Origin of the sequence: Tractidigestivibacter scatoligenes (assembly GCF_001494635.1) — a bacterium.
Taxonomy (GTDB): Bacteria; Actinomycetota; Coriobacteriia; order Coriobacteriales; family Atopobiaceae; genus Tractidigestivibacter; species Tractidigestivibacter scatoligenes.
Map to the genome: position 1 here is coordinate 182,000 of NZ_LOJF01000001.1, position 19,030 is coordinate 201,029.

Genomic DNA, 19,030 nt, shown 5'->3' on the forward strand with positions numbered 1-19,030 from the left:
CCTCTCCTATCACCCAAGCGGCAACACCGCGTCTTGTGTCTACGTTTAAAGTGCTCTGCGGTTCGCGTTCGTAAAGCCTATCTTCATCAGCTTGCGCCAAGTGCCTGAATATTGAGGCAGCTCGCAAGGACCTGCCCCGCCACTGCGGCAGCGTACCCCTCGACGTCGGCGCCATCTTCTCCCTCGATGGCAACAGAGATGACGAGCGTGGGGTTGTCGTACGGCGCGAAGCCGATGAAGAACGAGTTGATCTTGCCGTCCTCGATTTGGGCGGTGCCAGTCTTGCCGGCAACCTGGACGCCCTGGACCTTGGCCCTGGTTCCGGTGCCGTGGTCAACAACGCCCAGCATGGCCTCCTTGACCTGTGAGGCAGTGTCGGCGGAGATTGCCTGTCCCAAAGACTTGGGCTGCGTGGTAGAGATAACAGCACCCTCCGGCGAGAGCACGTGGTCTACCACGTACGGGTTCATGACCACGCCGCCGTTGGCGATTGCCTGCGCAACCATGGCGTTCTGCATCACGGTTACCTGCGGTCCGGCGGGGCTTGCGTGCTGTCCCACGGGCTGGCCGCAGGCTGCCCACGCGGTCTCCCACTCGGTCATCTCGGAAGGCTCTGGCATGAGCGACACCAGCGTATTGAAGTCCTGGCCCACATTGGTGCCATAGCCAAAGGCGTCGGCGTACTTCACCAGGTTGGAGGCCCCAACCTGGACGCCCACCTGACCAAAGACCGTGTTTGAAGAGAGTGCGAAGCCCTCCTTCAGGGTGGGGGTGCCGTAGTCGTTGTAGCCGTAGTTGCTCACCTCGGCGCCGCCAATGGTGAGCGCTGGCTCAGCGTCGTAGACGGTGTCGAGCGTGGTGGTACCGGTGTCGAGCGCGGCAGAGAGCGTGACCGCCTTGAAGGTGGAGCCTGGCGAGTAGAGCGCCTGCGTGGTGCGATCGAGCAGCTGGGACCCCGAGCCGCTGGAGCTCATGACGCTATCCAGCTGGTCATAGGAGTACGTTGGTGCGCTTGCCTTGGCGAGAACGGCTCCCGTGGACGGGTCGAGCACAACCACGGCGCCCGTGTAGCCCTCGAGGGCAGACTCGGCCGTGCGCTGCATCTGGGAGTTGATGGTGAGTGCCACGGTATTGCCCGGTTCCTGGACGCCCGCGAGTGAGTAGAGCGCGCTTCTCCAGTCGGAGTAGTTGGAGCTGCCTGTCAGCGTCTCGTTCATGGTGGACTCAATGCCGGCAGAGCCGTAACGTGTCGAGATGTAGCCAACGGTGTGGGCGGCCAGCGACCCCTGCGGATAGGAGCGCAGGTAGGTGCCGTCCTCCTGGTGCAGGCTCTCTGCCAGCGTGACACCGTCGGAGGTGATGATGGCACCACGCTGTACGTAGGCGCTCTTGGCAATGGTGTGGTTGTTGGACGGCATGTTCTGGATGGTGCTGGCGTGAATCACCTGCAGGTAGGTGAGGTTGGCGATAAGCGCCGCAAAGAGCACTGCAAAGGCGGTGATAAGCGCAGTGAGTCGCTTGCCCAGGGCAACGCGCCCAAGGACGCCAGATTCATCGCCCTGCACCTCAAAGCGACCACGGGCGTGCGACCCGTGCACAAAGGCGGATGCCTGGGCGCCCAGCAGCGAGACGTGCCCGTTGCCGTTCTCGGGTGTGCTGGCCACAAGCTGCGCTTCTCGGCCAGTACCCTCGTCGCCCGCACGCAGGAGCAGGCCAACAATGATGAAGCTCGAGAGCAGCGAGCTGCCGCCCTGGCTCATGAAGGGCAGCGTCACGCCCGTGAGGGGCAACAGCTTGGTGACACCAGCAATGATGAGGAACGCCTGGAAGCCAATGACCGTGGTAAGGCCTACCGCGGCAAAGGCAGAGGAATCGGACTTGGCGCGGGCCGCCGTGGCAAAGCCGCGCACGCAGAAGGGCATGTAGAGAATGATGACCGCGCTGGCACCCAGAAGACCCATCTCCTCGGCAATGGCCGAGAAGAGAAAGTCGCTCTCAACAAAGGGAATGAGGGTGGGCAGGCCCTTGCCGATGCCCGTGCCCACTAGGTCGCCGTCGGCGATGGAGTAGAGCGACTGCACGATCTGGTAGCCGCTGTCCTGCGTATCTGACCAGGGGTCAAGCCAGATGTCCACGCGAATCTTCACGTGCGAGAAGAAGTTGTAGCAGAAGAAAAAGCCAATGACCAAAAGGCCAAGGGCGATGAAGACATAGCTCCACCGACCCGTTGCCACGTAGAGCATGATCACAAAGTACATGAAGAAGAGCAGGGCGCTGCCCAGGTCGCGCTCAAAGATAACTATGAGCAGGCTGATGCCCCACATGATGAAGAGGGGGAGCAGCATGCGGAAGCGCGGAATGCGGAAGGGTCCCACGCGGTGAGCAGTGATGGAGAGCGCCTCTCGGTTGGATGCCAGGTAGAAGGCCAAGAAGAGAACGATGAGGATCTTGGCAAGCTCGCCCGGCTGGAACGAGAAGCCGCCAAACGTAAGCCAGAGCTTGCTGCCGTTCTTCTCGGTACCAATGATCATGGGGAGTATGAGCAAGATCACGCCGATAAGGCCCAGCGTGTACTTGTAGTCGGCAAGCTTGTCGAGGTTCCGCACAAAGAAGAGCGTCGCAACCATCGCCGCAACCGAGATGAAGAGCCACATCACCTGGTTTTCGGCAAGGTCTGGGGCAAGCCGCGTAACAAAGGCTATGCCAATGCCCGAGAGGAGAAATACCACGGGCAATATCACCGGGTCCGCATCTGGCGCAAGGATGCGCACGGCTATGTGAGCTACGGCAAACGCAACGAAGAGCCCCACGGGGACGGCGAGCGTACTCAGGGAGAGCGCCACGTTGTCGTTGACAATGTAGAGGGCGTAGAGCAGGACCACCGGCACGGCTGCCAGGCAGAGGAAGAGCAGCTCCATGTTTCTGCGGTTGCCACCGCGGATTCTCTCGTTGGCCATGGTCACTCACCCCCGTTTGTCTGCGTCGTATCCCCAGTAGTGTCGGCTGTTGTCGCGGTGTCCCCGTTTGCGGAGTCCGCGCCGGAATCTGTGCCAGACTCGGTCGTCTGCGTTCCGTCAGCCGGCGCCGCCTCGCCTGTGGGGTTGCCCTCGGCGGTGACCTCGGCGGCCTTCTCGGCTGCCTTGGTCTTCTCGGCGTCTATCTGCGTGCGATAGGACTCCACGGTCGAGAGGGCCTCTTGCTCGCTGTCAACGCGAACGCCACCGTGTTCAAGCTGTGTGGCCACGTTTGCGGGCAGGTCACTTACCTCAACTGCCGTGGTCTGCACAAGGTTGGAGAGGGAAATGCCAAGAACCTCGCCGTCAATTCCCTGGTAGATACCTACGGTGTCTCCGTCTACGCCCAGATACCACTCGTTCTTTGCAAAGGCGAAGATGCCGCCAAAAACCACGACGGCCACGAGCACCATGGCAACTACCACGCGAAGGGCAAACCCCACCGAGTGCTTGCGCGCGGCAGCCGCCACACCGTCGTTGAGGACGTCCACCACAATGACGGTAATATTGTCGGCGCCACCGGCGGTGAGCGCGGCGGAAACCAGGTTGTTTGCTGCCTGCTGCGGCGTGGCGCTCGAGACCGCCAGCGACTCTATCTCGCTGTCGGGAACCATGCTGGAGAGGCCGTCCGAGCAGAGGATGACGCGGTCGCCGTTGGACACCTCAATGGAGAAGTGATCGGCGTACATGTCCGGGTCTGAGCCCAGGGCTCGCGTGATGATGGAGCGCGAGGGGTGCACGCGTGCCTCGTCAGCGGTTATCTGGCCAGCGTCAACAAGCTCCTCCACGTAGGAGTGGTCACGCGTCACGCGCACCAGAGTGCCTGCGTGCAAAAGGTAGATGCGAGAATCGCCCACGTGGGCAATGGCCATGCGGTTTCCGTCAATGAGCGCGGCAGAGGCGGTGCAGCCCATGCCGGGCTTGCCGCGGCCTTCCTCTGCGCCTTTGATGACAGCCTGGTTGGCTGCCTCGATTGCTGCGCCCAGGAGCGTGTCGTCTGCGGTTGCCGGGGCCTTCTCGCCAATGGTCTCTACGGCGATGGAGCTTGCAACCTCGCCTGCCGCGTGACCTCCCATGCCGTCGCACACCGCAAAGCAGGGCGTGCGAATGAGGAACGAGTCCTCGTTATGGCTTCTCACCAGGCCCACGTCGGAGCGCGCGCCCCAGGAGATGAACGCGTTCTTCCCGCAGGTGGCATCGGCTCCGGCGCGACCCTCCACGGGGATGGTCGCGCGTCCGGGAGCGTTGACGGGCTCCTGCGGCTGGGTTGTGTCCTCTGGTGCCTCCTCCTCGTGGGTGCCTTCGGGAGCGGAGGACGCGGGCTGCTCAACCGGCGCCGCATGTTTGGGCTGTGGCGCGGGCGTGGCCTCTTCGTCGGCTGGCGCGCTCTGGTCCACGGCGGCGTGTACGGTCTGCTCGGCAGCCGCGGCATGCTTTCCCACCGCCCCCGCTGGGGGGACGTCAGGCACGACCTCCTCGAGAGGCGTGTCCTTGAGCGGTGTCTGTTGGTCCTCGGCGGCCATTATTGGCGGCTCACTCGCATGACGGTGTCGCCAACCTGCACCTCGTCACCGTCGCGAAGGGTGACGGGCTGGTCGATGACATGGCCGTTGACCATGGTTCCGTTGGTGGAGCCAAGGTCCTCTAGAACCAGGGCGGGGCCCTGAATGGTAAAGCGCGCGTGCGTTGCCGATACGTATGGCTCGTCAATCACGATGTCAGAGGAGGGCGAGCGGCCCACAACCACGGGGCCGAGCACGTCCACATGCAGGCCACGCATGGCACGCGAGCCCTTCTCGACGTCCACGCACCAGATGGCGGTGTCCCTGCGCTGTCCACGCACTAGGCCCACGCCCGCGCGCATGGCGGCAAAGAGGAACACGTAAAGAAGCACTACCAGGATGATTCGCCCGGCAAAGAGGATTAGGTCGATCATGGCCTAGCTCTCCCTGAACTCGAGGTTCACGAGGCCAACGGTAATGAGGTCACCGTCGCGCAGGACGCACTCGTCCACGTCGATATCGTTGACGAGCGTGCCGTTGGTGGAGTTGAGGTCAACGATGTGCCAGTTGCTGCCGTCGTACGAGAGTTCTGCGTGGCGACGGGAGACGTTGGGATCGCGCAGGTAGATGCCGCACTGCGAGCGCTCGCGCCCAATGAGGCACGAGGGGGCCTGCGCGGCATAGGTGCGGCCGCTCTGGCGGTCGATGAGCATGCAGGTTGCGGCATGGGGCGCTGCGGCCTGGGCAGGAGCTGCGGGCACAGAGACGCTGCGGCGTCGGGTGTCTGGCACAGGGGTGGGTGCCTGGTTAGCAGCCTGCGGCTGCGGAGTGGGCGCGGGGATGCTGCCGGGCTGCGGAGTTGCGGCCATAACGGCCTGGGCCTGCTCCTGGACTGCCTGTGCCACGGGTTGCACAACCGGCTGGCCGCCAGGAACGGCTGGAGTCACAACGGGCACGGCAACGGGAGGCACAACCTGTGATGGGCTTGCGTCAACGTAGGGCACCGGCATGGGGGTAGACGAAGAAGGCGAGGCCATCGCGGGAATCACGGTGCCTGCGGGCTCGACATAGTCAATGGGCATTACGTCCAGGCCGGCATCGGTGCCGCTGGGGATGGGCTGTGGAGAAGGCATGGGCGCTACGGGCTGCGGAATGGGGTTGAGATGACCCACGCCTCGCCGTCCACGCGGCTTGCCAATTGCCGCTGCGCCTCCAACGCTGGAGTTGCCGCCTAGGAATGCGCGCTCCTCCTCGCGAAGTCGCGCAAGCGTCTGCTCGTTGACGTTCTCGGCGTCAACGTAGAACTTGCCGGACTTTAAGGACTCGTCAACCATAAAGCGCACGAGTGGCCTGCCTACCAACGCATAGCCCTTCTTGTTGGCGGACTCGGTGATGAACTCGCCAAGTTCGTAGTCAATGCGCTCGTACAGCGGGCGCATAAGGGAGTCGTCCTCGGCCGAGACCAGCACCGTGTAGAGAGCGGGTGCGGTGTCCACGCCATCTATGCGGTACGTCTCGCTCTCCATCTTGCGGGCGGCGTGCTTGGCAAGCTTCTTGAATGAGAATGGCTCCGCATAGCCCTGTGGGGCAGACTCGAAGACCGAGCTTATTCGGTCCTCAAAATCACTGAGAAAGCTCATCTGAGTCCTCGCCTTCCTGGTCCTCGTCCAGAGGACCCCTCAGGACGGTTTCCACACACAAAAACACACTCAAGAATACAGCAAGCCCACAGCCCTCCAATATCTGGCCAAACCAATACCCGCTAGATTCCACTCTGCAGGCGAGAAGCCAAAACAAGGTGATGGAGACGGCACCCACAACCTGTCCCACAATGCCCGAGGCAACGCTTCCTCTCATGGCTATTGCAGATGCCAGAAGGGCCGAGGCTGCGCACCCCGCCACGATGGCCCATGTTGCAGGGCTTGAGAGGATGGGGACAAGTGCTGCTACGGTTGTTTGGGCCGAGAAGCCCCCTGCTGCGGCAGCCCCTGCGAGAAGCGAGAGAAGTGCTCCTGCGGCACCTGTGGCAGCCGCGGGAAGAGGGTCCATGCCGTAGCCGGCTAGAGCAACGCCCGCGGCGGGCGAGTTGAGGCAGACGGGGGCAAGCAGGGCTGCGGTGGAAACGTGGTCCGTGTGGCCGCAGGTGACCCACCACACCGCAAGGCTTGCTGCGGTCACAAGCGCCAGCGGGAATGACGACGCCGTAACGTGTGCCGTGGCAAGCGCCACCACGAGGGCAACGCCTGCGATAGCAGAGCCTATGGGCGGCCACGCGGCGCACGCCGCAGCAGAGACCAGGGCCCCTATCAGCGAAAAGGCGTCTGTCGTGCTGGGGATGGCAGGCAGGATGGTGTGCATGGCAAAAAACGTGCATACTGCGGAGGCCGCACGCTCGAGGGCAGGGGCCAACCAGGGCAGGCGCACGTGCGCGGGCAGCTTGGATGGCGTGGCGGCAAGGGACGGGTCGTCGTTCTCGGACTGGTCAACCAGCTCGCGAAGGGACTCTGCCCCCTCGGCACCGTCGCCAAGCTCGGGCAGCATGGCCCGCGCAAACTCCTTTACGGAGGAGGTCCGCTCGGCGGCAGTGGGGGACAGGGCGCGGAGCAGGGCGGTCTCGGCCTCGGGGGCAAGGCTTGGATCAAGCTTGGAGATTGGCGGCTTGGGGCCGCGAACTATTGCGTCGAGCGAGCCCTTGGGCGTAGCGGAGGCAAACGGGCTTCTCCCCGTAAGCGCCTGCCAGGTCACGACGGCAAGGGAGAACACGTCCGTGCGTTCGTCTACAAGAAGGCCCTGAATCTGCTCGGGCGGCATGTAGCCAACCGTGCCGCCGCGCGCCCCGCCGTAGCCGGCAGCCGAGGCGAGCGTTGCCATGCCAAAGTCCGCCAGCTTCACGGTGCCCTGACGGTCGATCATGATGTTCGTGGGCTTGATGTCCAGGTGGAGCACGCCGTTCTCGTGGGCATAGGTGAGTGCGGCAGCAACCGAACGCAGCACGTGGGCACACTCCTCGTGCGTAAGGACGCCGTTCTCAACGCGGGCAAGAAGCTCGGCAAGGTTGAGGCCGTCCACGTACTCCATGACCAGGTACGCGTAGGTACCGTCTGTCTCAAAGTCGTAGACCGTCACGATGTTTGGGTGGGCGAGAAGGCAGGCGGTACGCGCCTCGGCCAGCGCCTCGTCCGCCGTTGAGGCGGAGATGCCAGTGGAGTCCCCTGCGGCAAGTAGCGGAATGCGCTTGATGGCAACCCTGCGCTGCAGGCGCGTGTCCCAGCAGGTGCATACGGTGCCAAAGCCACCGGCGCCCCGCCGGGCGAGCACACGGTAGCGCCCGAGGAGCGTCTCCTCGGGGATAGCGTGCGAGCCGGGCTTGACCGGCCGCACGGCGCTCTGTGTGGGGTTGGTGCTGCCCACGGCAACTCCTCGTTGTGCGTTTGTGACTTCGTTTTTTTCTGGCCGTGATGAGGACATTCTACCTAAACGGGTTGGTGGGAGTTTCTGGCACGAGAGGAATGTGACGCTTGACTGTTGGCAGATGTCCTTTCGGGGTTGAACCCGACGCCCTTTCAGCTGTGACTTTTGCCAAACTTCGGTTGGCATTTTTCGCTGGATGCTGTAATATATCCCAGCACGCGGGCGTGGCGGAATTGGCAGACGCGTACGGTTCAGGTCCGTATGAGAGCAATCTCATGAAGGTTCAAGTCCTTTCGCCCGCACCATGAATTGCCAGAGCGCCTTCGCTGGGTTCCAGCGGAGGCGCTCTTCTTTACGCTTGCCTGGCTGCTCTCGCGCGGCGCAACACGGAAATGCGCACTCAGGCGAATTAATGCCGCCGGAACAAGGATTTTGTACGCACCTGCTGCCAAAACGCGCCTTCCGGAGACAAATTGCCGCCGGAGAGCCCCTTTTGTACAAACTTGCTGCTAAAACCTGCACTCGGGCGGCAAAATGGCGCCGGAGCGGGGGTTTCGTACACACAACAAGCGGCACCGTCGCTTGCTGCACCGGTGCCGTCACGTTCTTCTCAGCCTTGAGGGCTACTTATCGGCGTCCTCATCGTCGTCATCGCCAAACAGGTCCCAATCGTCGTCGGACTTCTCGTGGTTGTAGTACTGCTTGCGCGTGCGACGCTCAAGGACGAATGAGATGAGCAGGCATACCAGCATGCCGCCAATCACGAGGCACACTACGCCGGTCTTGTCGCTGAAAAGCCAGGTGAAGAAGTCCTGCATACGTAAGCCTCCCGGGCTTTGGGCCCGCAAGGGGCCAACGGATACCGCACAAGTATATACTTGGAGCGCCGTCGGGCCGCAGCTGCGGCTTTGGCGCGCCGGACATCGCTGCGGCATATCGTCGCACATACGCAAGGGAGTTCACACATGCTCGACATTAAGTTCGTGCGAGAGAATCCAGACCTCGTTGACAAGTCTTGCGCCTCTCGCCAGAACGCGCATTGGGATCGCGAGCGCTTCTTCGAGCTTGACGAGGAGCGTCGCTCGGTCATTGCTGAGGTAGAGCAGCTGCAGGCGGACCGCAATTCCATCTCCAAGCAGGTGGGCCAGCTCATGCGCGAGGGCAAGAAGGACGAGGCCGAGGCTGCAAAGGCCAAGGTTGCGGCTAGCAAGGACCGCATTGCCGAGCTTAACGATAAGCGTACCAAGGTCGAGAAGGACCTGTTTGACCTGGTTGCCGCCATCCCCAATATCCCGCATGAGTCCGTGCCGTATGGCGTCGATGACTCCGACAACCCCGAGGTCCGTCGCTGGGGCGAGCCCACGCAGTTCGACTTCGAGCCCAAGGCGCACTGGGACCTTGGCCCCTCCACCGGCATGATCGACTTCGAGCGTGGCATCAAGCTTGCCGGCACGCGCTTCTACCTGCTTGGCGGCGCGGGCGCCCTCATGGAGCGCGCGCTTATCAACTTCTTCATTGACACGCACGTGAAGGCGGGTTTCACCGAGTGGTGGCCGCCCGTCATTACCAACTATGACTCCCTCTTTGGCACGGGCCAGCTGCCCAAGTTCGACGAGGACCTCTACCACGTGAGCGGCGGCATGTACCTCATCCCCACGGCCGAGGTTATGCTCACCAACATCCACAGGGACGAGATTCTCGACGGTGACAAGCTGCCACTTTGGTACACCGCCTTCACGCCCTGCTTCCGCGAGGAGGCAGGCTCTGCCGGCCGAGACACGCGCGGCATCATTCGCGTGCACGAGTTCGACAAGGTCGAGATGGTCAAGTTCGCCAAGCCCGAGGACTCGATGAACCAGCTCGAGAGCATGGTCGCCGAGGCCGAGAGGTGCCTGCAGCTCCTTGGCCTTCCCTACCACGTGGTCACGCTCTGCACCGGTGACATTGGCTTCTCGGCCACCAAGTGCTACGACCTCGAGGTCTGGCTGCCCAGCTACAACAACTACAAGGAGATCTCCTCCTGCTCAAACTGCTGGGACTTCCAGGCACGCCGTGCGAACATCCGCTACAAGGACCCCGCGGAGTTCAAGGGTACGCGCCTGGTCCACACCCTCAACGGCTCTGGCCTTGCCGTTGGACGCACCATGGCCGCAATCATGGAGAACTACCAGAACGCCGACGGCTCCATTACGGTGCCCGAGGTTCTGCGTCCCTACATGCGCGACATGGAGGTCATCAAGCCTCTTGCATGAGACAGAGGGAGTTTCTCTTGAGACAAAGGGACTGTCCCTTTGTCTCATTAGGGGGTGTCGCCTGGTGGCGGCACCCCCTCTTTTGTGCGCGGATGAGTTGAGCGCGCTAGGAGTTCTGCTGGGAGCTCTGCCAGCCACGGACCATGCTGGCAATGGCGTCCACGGCGGCGCGGCGCATGGCCGAGAAGGCGCTGGGCCGTGCGGGGCTCCAGTCAACCGGATTGGCGCGAAGCATCTCTCGCGCCTCGTCAATGACCTGCTTGCCGGTTCCCGCCTGGAAGGCGTCTGCGCCGGAAACGGGCAGGTTGACGTAGATGTCGGCAGCTTGTGCGTGCAGGCGGTCGAGCTGGTTTGCGCCGCACGACATGGTCCTCTGGGCAATGGCAAGCGGCTTGAGGTCATTGAGGGGCTCGAGCTGGCGAATCATTCCCACGCCCACTACCGCATCCACCGAGCTGCGGTCGAAGAGTGGAGTGGGGAGGTTCATGCGGCAGCCTCCGTCCATGTAGACGTGGCCCCTATAGGTGGTTGGCGCAATGACCAGGGGATACGAGGCCGAGGCGCAGGCGCAGCTTGCCACGTCAAGGTCATCGCCCGAGATGCAGGTCCAGCCAGCGCCCGTGCTCTTGAAGAGCTCCGGGTCGTTTGTGAACACGGTGAGCTCGCCCGAGACAATGTCTACGGCCGGCATGGCAACCGGCATGATAAAGTCTGCAAAGGTATGGATGCCCGCCTCGCCAAGGACGCCGCGAGCAAGCTCCTGCATCTTCTCGGATTCGACGATGCCGTTTGAGGTCACCATGTTAATCACGCGCAGACGCAGGTTCTTGAGGGTGCCCGTCTCGACAACCCGGCGGTCCAACTCAACCAGCAGCTCTGCAACGCGCTCGGGCGAGAGGCCCGCCCCCACGAGGGCGGCGACAAGGGAGCCCATCGATGTGCCCGCAACAGCGCCAATGTTGATTCCCTCCCGTGCCAGATCCTCGACAACAGCGACCTCAGCATACGAGCGGAAGCCGCCACCGCAGAACGCAACGCCTACTCCGTCGACCTTGCTCATCCCATCCTCCGTCCCTCGGACAACTAAGTTCTAAAGTACCCGGAGATATTCCTCTCCGCCACATCCCTCGTATGCCGCTCGCCGAAGAGAATTACCGGTGAGTGAATTATGAGAACATATGTTCTGTAATTTTGAGTCAATAGAGTAGACTAGCTTCAACACGCAATCAAATGGGGAGGGGTCAAAGATGGCTAAGAACATGCAGAGCGGAGAAATGCAGGTCATCTCTCGGAAGAAGCAGTTTGATGACGTCACGGTGGTCAAGTATGGTTATGCCGAAGATGGGTCGCTCATGGTAAGCGAGGAGGTGAGCGGTCCTTCCACCAGCGTTGCATATGGTGAGTCCGCTCACAAGCTGAGGGCCATTTTCTCTCCGGGCGTCATAGGTGATCTTATGGAGCTACTCGGGGATGGGGCTGCAGGCGACAAGGCGGGCATCGTCTTGCGCGCGTACTTCAAAGACGGGGAACATGCCCTAATCGACCTAATGGATCTTTGCGATTTGCGGAGAGTCCCATATGCGTATCAGTCGCTGGGCTCTACGGGCGCAACGTATCGGCCTAGCTTTGAAAGGCCGTAAGCGGTACGTGGTGTAGAGGCGCGGCAAGCACAATTGCCATGGATAAGAAAACAGCCAGGCGAGAAATTCTCGCCTGGCTCTCAAGTTCGTGGTGCGCCGTATAGGATTCGAACCTATGACGCCCTGATTCGTAGTCAGGTCCTCTATCCAGCTGAGGTAACGGCGCGTGCGGTTAGATAATATGGCACGAATGCTTAGGGACGTCAAGAACTTTTTCTCGCACACATTATTGTCGCAATGCGGACTGCTCTGTACTGCTGTGCGAGTCGGCAAAACGAAGGGGCCGAGAACATCGCTGCCCCCGGCCCCATATGCTCACGTCGTAACTAAGCACCCTTGCTAGCGGGCAAGTTCGTACGTTAATGCTCTGGCGGAGAGCTGGGGATTCGAACCCCAGATTCCCTTGGAGGGAATACTCGCTTAGCAGGCGAGCACCTTCGGCCTCTCGGTCAGCTCTCCGAACGTTGTGCCCAAGCATGATACCCCACAAAGCGGGCTTGTCACAACCCAGTTTTCGAGATGTGGGCGTTCCCAACTTTCTTTATCGGTCCCGCGGCTACGGGCGAGAGGCATCTGCAAAAGGAGGAAGCGTCTCATGTTCCATCACGATATCGGCCCTATGCTTGCGAAGGGCATCCCAGGAGAATCGAGGTACAAGCTCGTCCGCCGAGACTTCCTCGCCCTTCTCTGCAAGCCCCACAAGGGAGGCAAGATACCCAATCACCTTGCGGGGAGAATAGCCATTCTCGCGAATAACGCCAAGGTCAAGGTCGTGGTCCCGCTTGGAGAGGCGCCGCCCGTCCGGGCCTACGAGGAGCGGAACATGGGCGTAGGAGGGGGAGGAAAACCCAAGCTTTCGCTGGAGGTACATCTGGCGCGGGACCGACCCAAGCAGGTCGTGTCCGCGCACCACCTGCGTCACCCCTATAAGGGCGTCATCGACCACAACCGCAAGCTGGTAGGCAACAACCCCGTCACTTCTGCGCACCAAGAAGTCACCACATTCCCGCGCGAGAACCTCCGAGCAGGGGCCATAGACAATGTCGCAGAACGAGACAGTGCCGGTGGGGTCGTCCTCGTTGGGTACGCGCAGCCGAGTTGCGGGAGCCCGGAGCCTGGACTTCTCAGCTATCTCTTTGGGGGAGAGGTTCCTGCATGTGCCCTGGTAGACGTAGGTACCATCGGAAGCGTGAGGCGCTGTTGCCGCGTGCAACTCGGATCGCGTGCAAAAGCAAGGATAGGTGAGGCCCTGCTCGCAAAGCTGCGCGATCGCCTTGGCATACAAATCCCCGCGCTCGCTTTGGAAGTAGGGACCCTCGTCCCAGTCAAGGCCAAGCCAAGCGAGGTCGTCCATAAGAAGGCCGGCTACTGCGCGGTCCTGAGCCCGAGGGTCAAGGTCCTCTACTCGCATTATCATGCGACCGCCTGCGCTCCTCGCCGAGAGCCATGCCATGAGGGCCGAGAAGACGTTCCCCAGGTGCATGCGTCCAGAGGGAGTTGGCGCAAAGCGACCAACTACCGGCTGGTTTGTCTGCGTGGCGCCAGACACTCCAGAAAACTCTGCGGCGTTCTGGGGGAGAGCTCCCGTGTTGACGCTATCGCACATCGCAAGGATCTCCAAGCAGTGCGCCGTAGAGGTAGACGTGGAATGGTTGGTCTCCCAGGCCCTCCGCTGCGATTGGCGTCTCTCTGGCAGCTATGCGCTCGAGGCCAAGGTGGTCGTAGAAGCCAAAGTCACAGCCGTCGTCGGTTGCAAGGAAGAAGCCCGCCGCCTCCTGGCTTTGCAGGTAGGCAACCACATCCGTGAGAAGGGCTTTCCCAATGCCATGGCCTTGGCACGCGGGATCAATTGCCAGAAGCGTGATTTCCCAGGCAGAACGGGCATCACGCTTCTTGAGAAACTCCTGCGTGAGGATCATTTCGGCAGTAACCGGAGCTAGGGACGCTCCAATGGCTGCTTCGTCGCTGGTCCCAATTGCCCACGGAGTAACCTTTCGAAGGTGATCTCGATACCAGAGGGCACTCACGTCTGCGGCTGCTTTGACTTCGTGCGCCTCGGTGGGGGCGGCGGCAATGATTCCCGCAAAGCTCCCGTTGAGCATTGCGGCGCGTACGTACGTTGCGTGCTCGAGATGATGTGCAAGCTCAACCTTCTCGCAGGCACCCCGCCATGCGGCTGGTTCGTCTGGATACCAGGTCTTACCAACCAGCCTGGCTGCCGCCTCCAGTGCCGCCTCCGTTGGCTCTTCGAGCGTTAGCTCCTCTGACAGCTCGATTTTCTCGTCACACGTGCGTTCGTCACGCCGCGCCATGATTCTTGCACCTCTCATATATCTCGCAGCTTGCATGCATATAGCGTCACATCTTCTCACAGTACCGCCAGCGGTGCATTGGGTACCATGCTCGGTGCAAGCCTTGGGCGCTCGCCGCGGGTGCACCGGGCGAGAAGCCCTTGGAACCACACGTCAAAGAGCTGTTTCGGCAATGCCAGCGCATGCCGGGAGGGTGGCAACAATGAGCGACAATAAGGCAGAGCAGGACTTCACTTTGGGGCGCCCAGTTCTTGTGTGCCGGTGGCGTCTGGCCTCTGGCGGACTTCCCATGGAGAACCGCCACCTCCGCGCGCTCTCGAAGCGCGTGGTCAACGGACAGGCGGTCTCCACCCAGTTGGTTGCCTGGGCAAAGCAGCACATCGAGTGGACGCTGCGCGATGGCTCCGCACTCAATCCTGATGGCGTCCTCATGATTGTTCTGGACGAAAAGGGCCAGGCGGCCATGACCGTTGGTCCCTACGAGCCAATCGATTCGCCAACTGCGACAACCCTTGCAGACCGGGCGATAGAGTCTGCTCGAGAGGCCGAAGAGACCGGCGTGGCTCCCGAGACCCTTTGGGTTGCCCGCGGGGATACCCTCGTTTGTGGCATGGGTGCCGCAGAAGACGCGTCAGGCTCGGTCACGCTTGTGTGTGACCTCGCTAATACGGTTGGGATTACCGTAACACGCGAGCAGGGAATCGCCCAGGGACTTCTCGACAACACCCTTGTCTACGACGAGATCTTCCTTGTTTCTGATGAGCACGGCATTGTGTGCGCCAGCGATGCGGCCGGCCCTCGGGGGGCCAAGCTTGCCGAGGGATATGAGCGTCTATTGGCAGCCCAAAAGAAAAAACGGTAAAAGCGTGCGATAGAGCGGTGGGCGGTCTTGTTTTGACGGTAAGCGGTAAGAAATTGCAGCTAATTCCTTATGCTCTCCAAGGGCCTTCTTGCATTCGCTTCGCCGTCATTCGAAGCGTTGCCGCAGTTCAAGGAATCCCTAGTTAGAACAGGGTATTTAGCTGCTAAACAGTCGCGCTCCCTTGTCGCTCTCGCCAAACCCGTTGCCGTATTAAGGCGAGGGCGTTGCGGTATCATGAAGTCTGTCTGGGTAACTGCTTTGCGCGGTATTCAAGGCACAAGCCTCGGGGCCAGCTAGTCCCCGGGCCGCTAAGTTTGGCAACTACCGTCACGGCGGCGGCATTGCTGAGAAGGAGAGGATATGGCGAGAAAATTCAAGTCGATGGACGGCAACGAGGCTGCGGCTTGGGTGTCGTATGCCTACACGGAGGTGGCGGGCATCTACCCGATCACGCCGTCTAGCCCTATGGCCGACCACGTCGACCAGTGGGCCGCTAAGGGCATGAAGAATGTCTTTGGTACTCCGGTCAAGGTTGTTGAGATGGAGTCTGAGGCCGGCGCCGCAGGCACCGTTCACGGCTCTCTTGGCGCAGGCGCCCTCACGAGCACCTACACCGCATCCCAGGGCCTGCTCCTCATGATCCCCAACATGTACAAGATCGCTGCCGAGCAGCTCCCCACGGTCTTCCACGTGAGCGCCCGTACCGTCGCCACGCAGTCGCTGAACATCTTTGGCGACCACTCCGACGTCATGGCCTGCCGCCAGACCGGCTTTGCCATGCTCTGTGAGAGCAACGTCCAGCAGGTCATGGACCTTTCCCCTGTCGCGCACCTCGCTGCCGTCAAGGGCAAGACCCCGTTCCTCAACTTCTTCGACGGCTTCCGCACCTCCCACGAGATCCAGAAGGTCGCTACCTGGGACTTCGACGAGCTGGGCGAGATGCTCGACATGGGCGCCGTGCAGGCCTTCCGCGACCACGCACTCAACCCTGATCACCCGCACGCCCGTGGCTCCCACGAGAACGGAGACACGTTCTTCCAGAACCGCGAGGCCTGCAACACCCTCTACGACGAGCTCCCCGACGTCGTCGAGGCCTACATGGACGAGATCAACAAGCGCATCGGCACGGACTACAAGCCGTTCAACTACTACGGCGCTCCCGATGCCGACCGCGTTGTGGTCTGCATGGGCTCCTTCTGCGACACGCTCAAGGAGGTCATCGACTACCTGGTGGCCAAGGGTGAGAAGGTCGGCCTGATCGAGGTCCACCTGTATCGTCCGTTCTCCATCAAGCACCTCGTGGCCGTTCTGCCCGAGACCACCAAGAAGATCGCCGTCCTCGACCGCACCAAGGAGCCCGGCTCCGTGGGCGAGCCTCTCTACGAGGATGTCGTCTCCGCTCTGTACGAGGCCGGCCTCTCCAACATCACCGTCATTGGTGGTCGTTACGGCCTTGGTTCCAAGGACGAGCCGCCTGCGGCAGCCTTCGCCGTGTACGACGAGCTCAAGAAGGACTCCCCCAAGCAGGAGTTCACCATCGGTATCGTGGACGACGTCACCAACCTGTCGCTGCCCATGGATCCCGACGCCCCCAACACTGCTGCTCCTGGCACCATCGAGTGCAAGTTCTGGGGCCTTGGCGGCGACGGTACGGTTGGCGCCAACAAGAACTCGATCAAGATCATCGGCGACCACACCGACAAGTACGTCCAGGCCTACTTCCAGTACGACTCCAAGAAGACCGGCGGCGTCACCATCAGCCACCTGCGCTTTGGTGATTCTCCCATCCGCTCGCCCTATTACGTCACGAAGGCAGACTTCGTGGCTTGCCACAACCCCAGCTACATCGTCAAGGGCTTCAAGATGGTCCGCGACGTCAAGCCGGGCGGCACGTTCCTCGTGAACTGCCAGTGGGATGACGCTGAGTTCGCCGAGAAGATGCCTGCCGCCGGCAAGCGCTACATCGCGCAGAACAACATCAACGTCTACCTGATCGACGCCATCGACCTTGCTGCCAAGGTTGGCATGGGCAAGCGCACCAACACGGTGCTCCAGTCCGCGTTCTTCTCGCTGGCCAAGGTGCTTCCTCCTGAGGACGCCATCAAGTACATGAAGGACGCTGCGACCAAGTCCTACATGAAGAAGGGCCAGGCCATCGTCGACGCCAACCACAAGGCCATTGAGGCTGGCGCTACCGCCTACCGCAAGTTCGACGTGCCTGCCGACTGGGCCAACGCCACTGACGAGCCCTCCACCCTCACCCTTGAGGGCCGCGAGGCCATCGTGAAGCAGGTCAAGGAGCTGCTCACCCCGATTGACATGATGGACGGCGACAGCCTGCCCGTCTCCGCCTTCGAGGATCACGCCGACGGCCAGTGGGAGCTTGGTGCCTCCGCATACGAGAAGCGCGGAGTCGCCGTTATGGTCCCGCGCTGGGATCCCACGAAGTGCATCCAGTGCAACACCTGCTCGTACGTGTGCCCGCACGCCACCATCCGTCCGGTTGCCATGACCGAGGAGGAGGCCGCTGCCGCGCCTGAGGCCATGCGTACCACCGACCTCAAGCTCCCCAAGGGCACTGGCTACAAGTTCACCATTGCCGTGTCCCCGCTCGACTGCATGGGTTGCTACAACTGCGTCGCCATGTGCCCCAAGAGCGACGTCAAGGAGGGTGGCGCCCTCACGATGGTGCCCCAGGAGGCCGAGGCCGATCAGGCAGAGGTCTGGGACTACGCCGTCAACAAGGTCACCGAGAAGAGCGAGCTCGCTGGCGACTCCAACATCAAGGCGTCCCAGTTCCACAAGCCGCTGCTTGAGTTCTCCGGCTCCTGCGCCGGCTGCGCCGAGACCAGCTATGCTCGCCTCGTGACCCAGCTCTTCGGCGACCGCATGTTCATCTCCAACGCTACCGGCTGCTCCTCCATCTGGGGCAACCCCGCTGCCACCTGCCCGTACACCACGAACGCCGAGGGCCACGGTCCCGCGTGGAACAACTCGCTGTTCGAGGACAACGCCGAGCACGGCTTTGGTATGGAGGTTGGCTACGAGGCCGAGCGTGACCGCGTTGTTGCCATGACCGAGGCACTGCTCGAGTCTGGCGCTTCCGACGAGCTCAAGGCCGCTGCCACCGCTTGGCTCGAGGCTCGCAACGACGCCGATGCCTCCAAGACCACGGCTGCAGCCTTCGTCAAGGCGCTCGAGGCCGCTGGCACCCCTGAGGCTGAGAAGCTCCTGGCCGAGAAGTCCTACCTCACCAAGAAGTCCTTCTGGGTCTTCGGCGGCGACGGTTGGGCATACGACATCGGCTTTGGCGGCCTTGACCACGTCCTGGCCCAGAACCGCGACGTCAACGTCTTTGTCTTCGACACCGAGGTCTACTCCAACACGGGCGGCCAGGCTTCCAAGGCCTCTAACCTCGGCCAGGTTGCGCAGTTCGCTGCTGCCGGCAAGACCACCAAGAAGAAGTCCCTCGCCGAGATTGCCATGAGCTACGGCTACATCTACGTCGCTCAGGTCGCTATGGGCGCCAACCCCATGCAGACTCTCAAGGCCATCCGCGAGGCCGAGGCTTACAACGGCCCGTCGCTGATCATCGGCTACAGCCCCTGCGAGATGCACTCCATCAAGAAGGGCGGCATGATGCACTGCCAGGAGGAGATGAAGCGCGCCGTCGATTGCGGCTACTGGAACCTCTTCCGCTTCGATCCTTCTGCGCCCGATGGCAAGAAGTTCTCGCTCGACTCCAAGGAGCCGAAGGGTGGCTACCAGGACTTCCTGATGAACGAGGCTCGTTATGCTCGTCTCGTCAACGAGTTCCCCGGCCGTGCTCAGGAGCTCTTCGCCGAGAACGAGGAGGCCGCAATGGCTCGCTACGCGCACCTTCTCAAGCTCAAGGACATGTACGCCGACGCGTAGTGTCTGCCGAGTAATACCTGCTGTCGGCTAGTCCGTGCAGCGAAAGGGCCCCTGCCCAGCGGCAGGGGCCCTTTCTTGTGGGTATGTCACCGTGCCCGCTCCTTCTCGCCCTCCCTTTTTAT

The 19,030-nt window shown here is 61.9% G+C and carries 13 protein-coding genes and 3 tRNA genes; 5 read left to right on the forward strand and 11 right to left on the reverse strand.

The window, feature by feature from the left end; genetic code table 11:
* Positions 1 to 86: 86 nt before the first annotated feature.
* Genes AUL39_RS00815 through AUL39_RS00835 form a run of 5 tightly spaced genes read right to left on the reverse strand, consistent with a single transcriptional unit; the run spans position 87 to position 7,927 of the window.
* Positions 87 to 2,957: an FtsW/RodA/SpoVE family cell cycle protein gene (locus tag AUL39_RS00815; protein WP_059052675.1), complete on the reverse strand. Its 2,871-nt coding sequence runs from the start codon at positions 2,955 to 2,957 to the stop codon at positions 87 to 89.
* A 2-nt stretch (positions 2,958 to 2,959) separates the two neighbouring features.
* A complete protein-coding gene (locus tag AUL39_RS00820) occupies positions 2,960 to 4,537 on the reverse strand; it encodes a Stp1/IreP family PP2C-type Ser/Thr phosphatase (RefSeq protein WP_059052677.1) in 1,578 nt (525 codons plus the stop codon).
* Positions 4,537 to 4,950: an FHA domain-containing protein gene (locus AUL39_RS00825; RefSeq protein ID WP_059052679.1), complete on the reverse strand. Its 414-nt coding sequence runs from the start codon at positions 4,948 to 4,950 to the stop codon at positions 4,537 to 4,539. Before AUL39_RS00825 ends, AUL39_RS00820 begins: the two co-directional genes overlap by 1 nt.
* Positions 4,951 to 4,953: 3 nt before the next feature.
* Complete coding sequence (locus tag AUL39_RS00830) at positions 4,954 to 6,156, reverse strand: FhaA domain-containing protein (RefSeq protein WP_059052682.1); 1,203 nt, start codon at positions 6,154 to 6,156, stop codon at positions 4,954 to 4,956.
* Positions 6,140 to 7,927 (reverse strand): serine/threonine-protein kinase, encoded by a 1,788-nt coding sequence (locus tag AUL39_RS00835; protein WP_059052684.1) that lies wholly within the window; start codon positions 7,925 to 7,927, stop codon positions 6,140 to 6,142. The genes AUL39_RS00830 and AUL39_RS00835 overlap by 17 nt, the downstream gene beginning before the upstream one ends.
* 218 nt (positions 7,928 to 8,145) lie before the next feature.
* Between AUL39_RS00835 and AUL39_RS00840 the strand changes: the two genes are divergently transcribed.
* A tRNA-Leu gene (locus AUL39_RS00840) sits at positions 8,146 to 8,232 on the forward strand.
* Between the two features lie 318 nt (positions 8,233 to 8,550).
* Here the strand turns inward: AUL39_RS00840 and AUL39_RS00845 are convergent.
* Positions 8,551 to 8,745 (reverse strand): DUF6724 family protein, encoded by a 195-nt coding sequence (locus tag AUL39_RS00845; RefSeq protein ID WP_059052686.1) that lies wholly within the window; start codon positions 8,743 to 8,745, stop codon positions 8,551 to 8,553.
* Positions 8,746 to 8,892: 147 nt separating this feature from the next.
* Between AUL39_RS00845 and serS the strand changes: the two genes are divergently transcribed.
* A complete protein-coding gene (serS, locus tag AUL39_RS00850; RefSeq protein WP_059052689.1) occupies positions 8,893 to 10,179 on the forward strand; it encodes a serine--tRNA ligase in 1,287 nt (428 codons plus the stop codon).
* Between the two features lie 106 nt (positions 10,180 to 10,285).
* Here serS and AUL39_RS00855 read toward each other — a convergent pair whose 3' ends face one another.
* Positions 10,286 to 11,239: a patatin-like phospholipase family protein gene (locus AUL39_RS00855; RefSeq protein ID WP_059052691.1), complete on the reverse strand. Its 954-nt coding sequence runs from the start codon at positions 11,237 to 11,239 to the stop codon at positions 10,286 to 10,288.
* A gap of 187 nt (positions 11,240 to 11,426) precedes the next feature.
* On the opposite strand from AUL39_RS00855, the gene AUL39_RS00860 reads away from it, so the two are divergent.
* Positions 11,427 to 11,819, forward strand: a complete 393-nt coding sequence (locus AUL39_RS00860; RefSeq protein WP_059052692.1) for a hypothetical protein — start codon at positions 11,427 to 11,429, stop codon at positions 11,817 to 11,819.
* Positions 11,820 to 11,908: 89 nt separating this feature from the next.
* Here the strand turns inward: AUL39_RS00860 and AUL39_RS00865 are convergent.
* The 4 genes from AUL39_RS00865 to AUL39_RS00880 form a co-directional block, all read right to left on the reverse strand.
* Positions 11,909 to 11,985, reverse strand: a tRNA-Arg gene (locus AUL39_RS00865).
* Between the two features lie 202 nt (positions 11,986 to 12,187).
* Positions 12,188 to 12,278, reverse strand: a tRNA-Ser gene (locus tag AUL39_RS00870).
* A 97-nt stretch (positions 12,279 to 12,375) separates the two neighbouring features.
* On the reverse strand, positions 12,376 to 13,368 hold the full coding sequence (gluQRS, locus tag AUL39_RS00875; RefSeq protein ID WP_268873213.1) for a tRNA glutamyl-Q(34) synthetase GluQRS: 993 nt from the start codon (positions 13,366 to 13,368) through the stop codon (positions 12,376 to 12,378).
* Positions 13,369 to 13,414: 46 nt separating this feature from the next.
* Positions 13,415 to 14,131 (reverse strand): GNAT family N-acetyltransferase, encoded by a 717-nt coding sequence (locus AUL39_RS00880; RefSeq protein WP_059052697.1) that lies wholly within the window; start codon positions 14,129 to 14,131, stop codon positions 13,415 to 13,417.
* A gap of 202 nt (positions 14,132 to 14,333) precedes the next feature.
* On the opposite strand from AUL39_RS00880, the gene AUL39_RS00885 reads away from it, so the two are divergent.
* Positions 14,334 to 14,993: a hypothetical protein gene (locus AUL39_RS00885; protein WP_059052699.1), complete on the forward strand. Its 660-nt coding sequence runs from the start codon at positions 14,334 to 14,336 to the stop codon at positions 14,991 to 14,993.
* A gap of 360 nt (positions 14,994 to 15,353) precedes the next feature.
* Positions 15,354 to 18,908 (forward strand): pyruvate:ferredoxin (flavodoxin) oxidoreductase, encoded by a 3,555-nt coding sequence (gene nifJ / locus AUL39_RS00890; RefSeq protein WP_059052700.1) that lies wholly within the window; start codon positions 15,354 to 15,356, stop codon positions 18,906 to 18,908.
* Positions 18,909 to 19,030 lie beyond the last annotated feature (122 nt).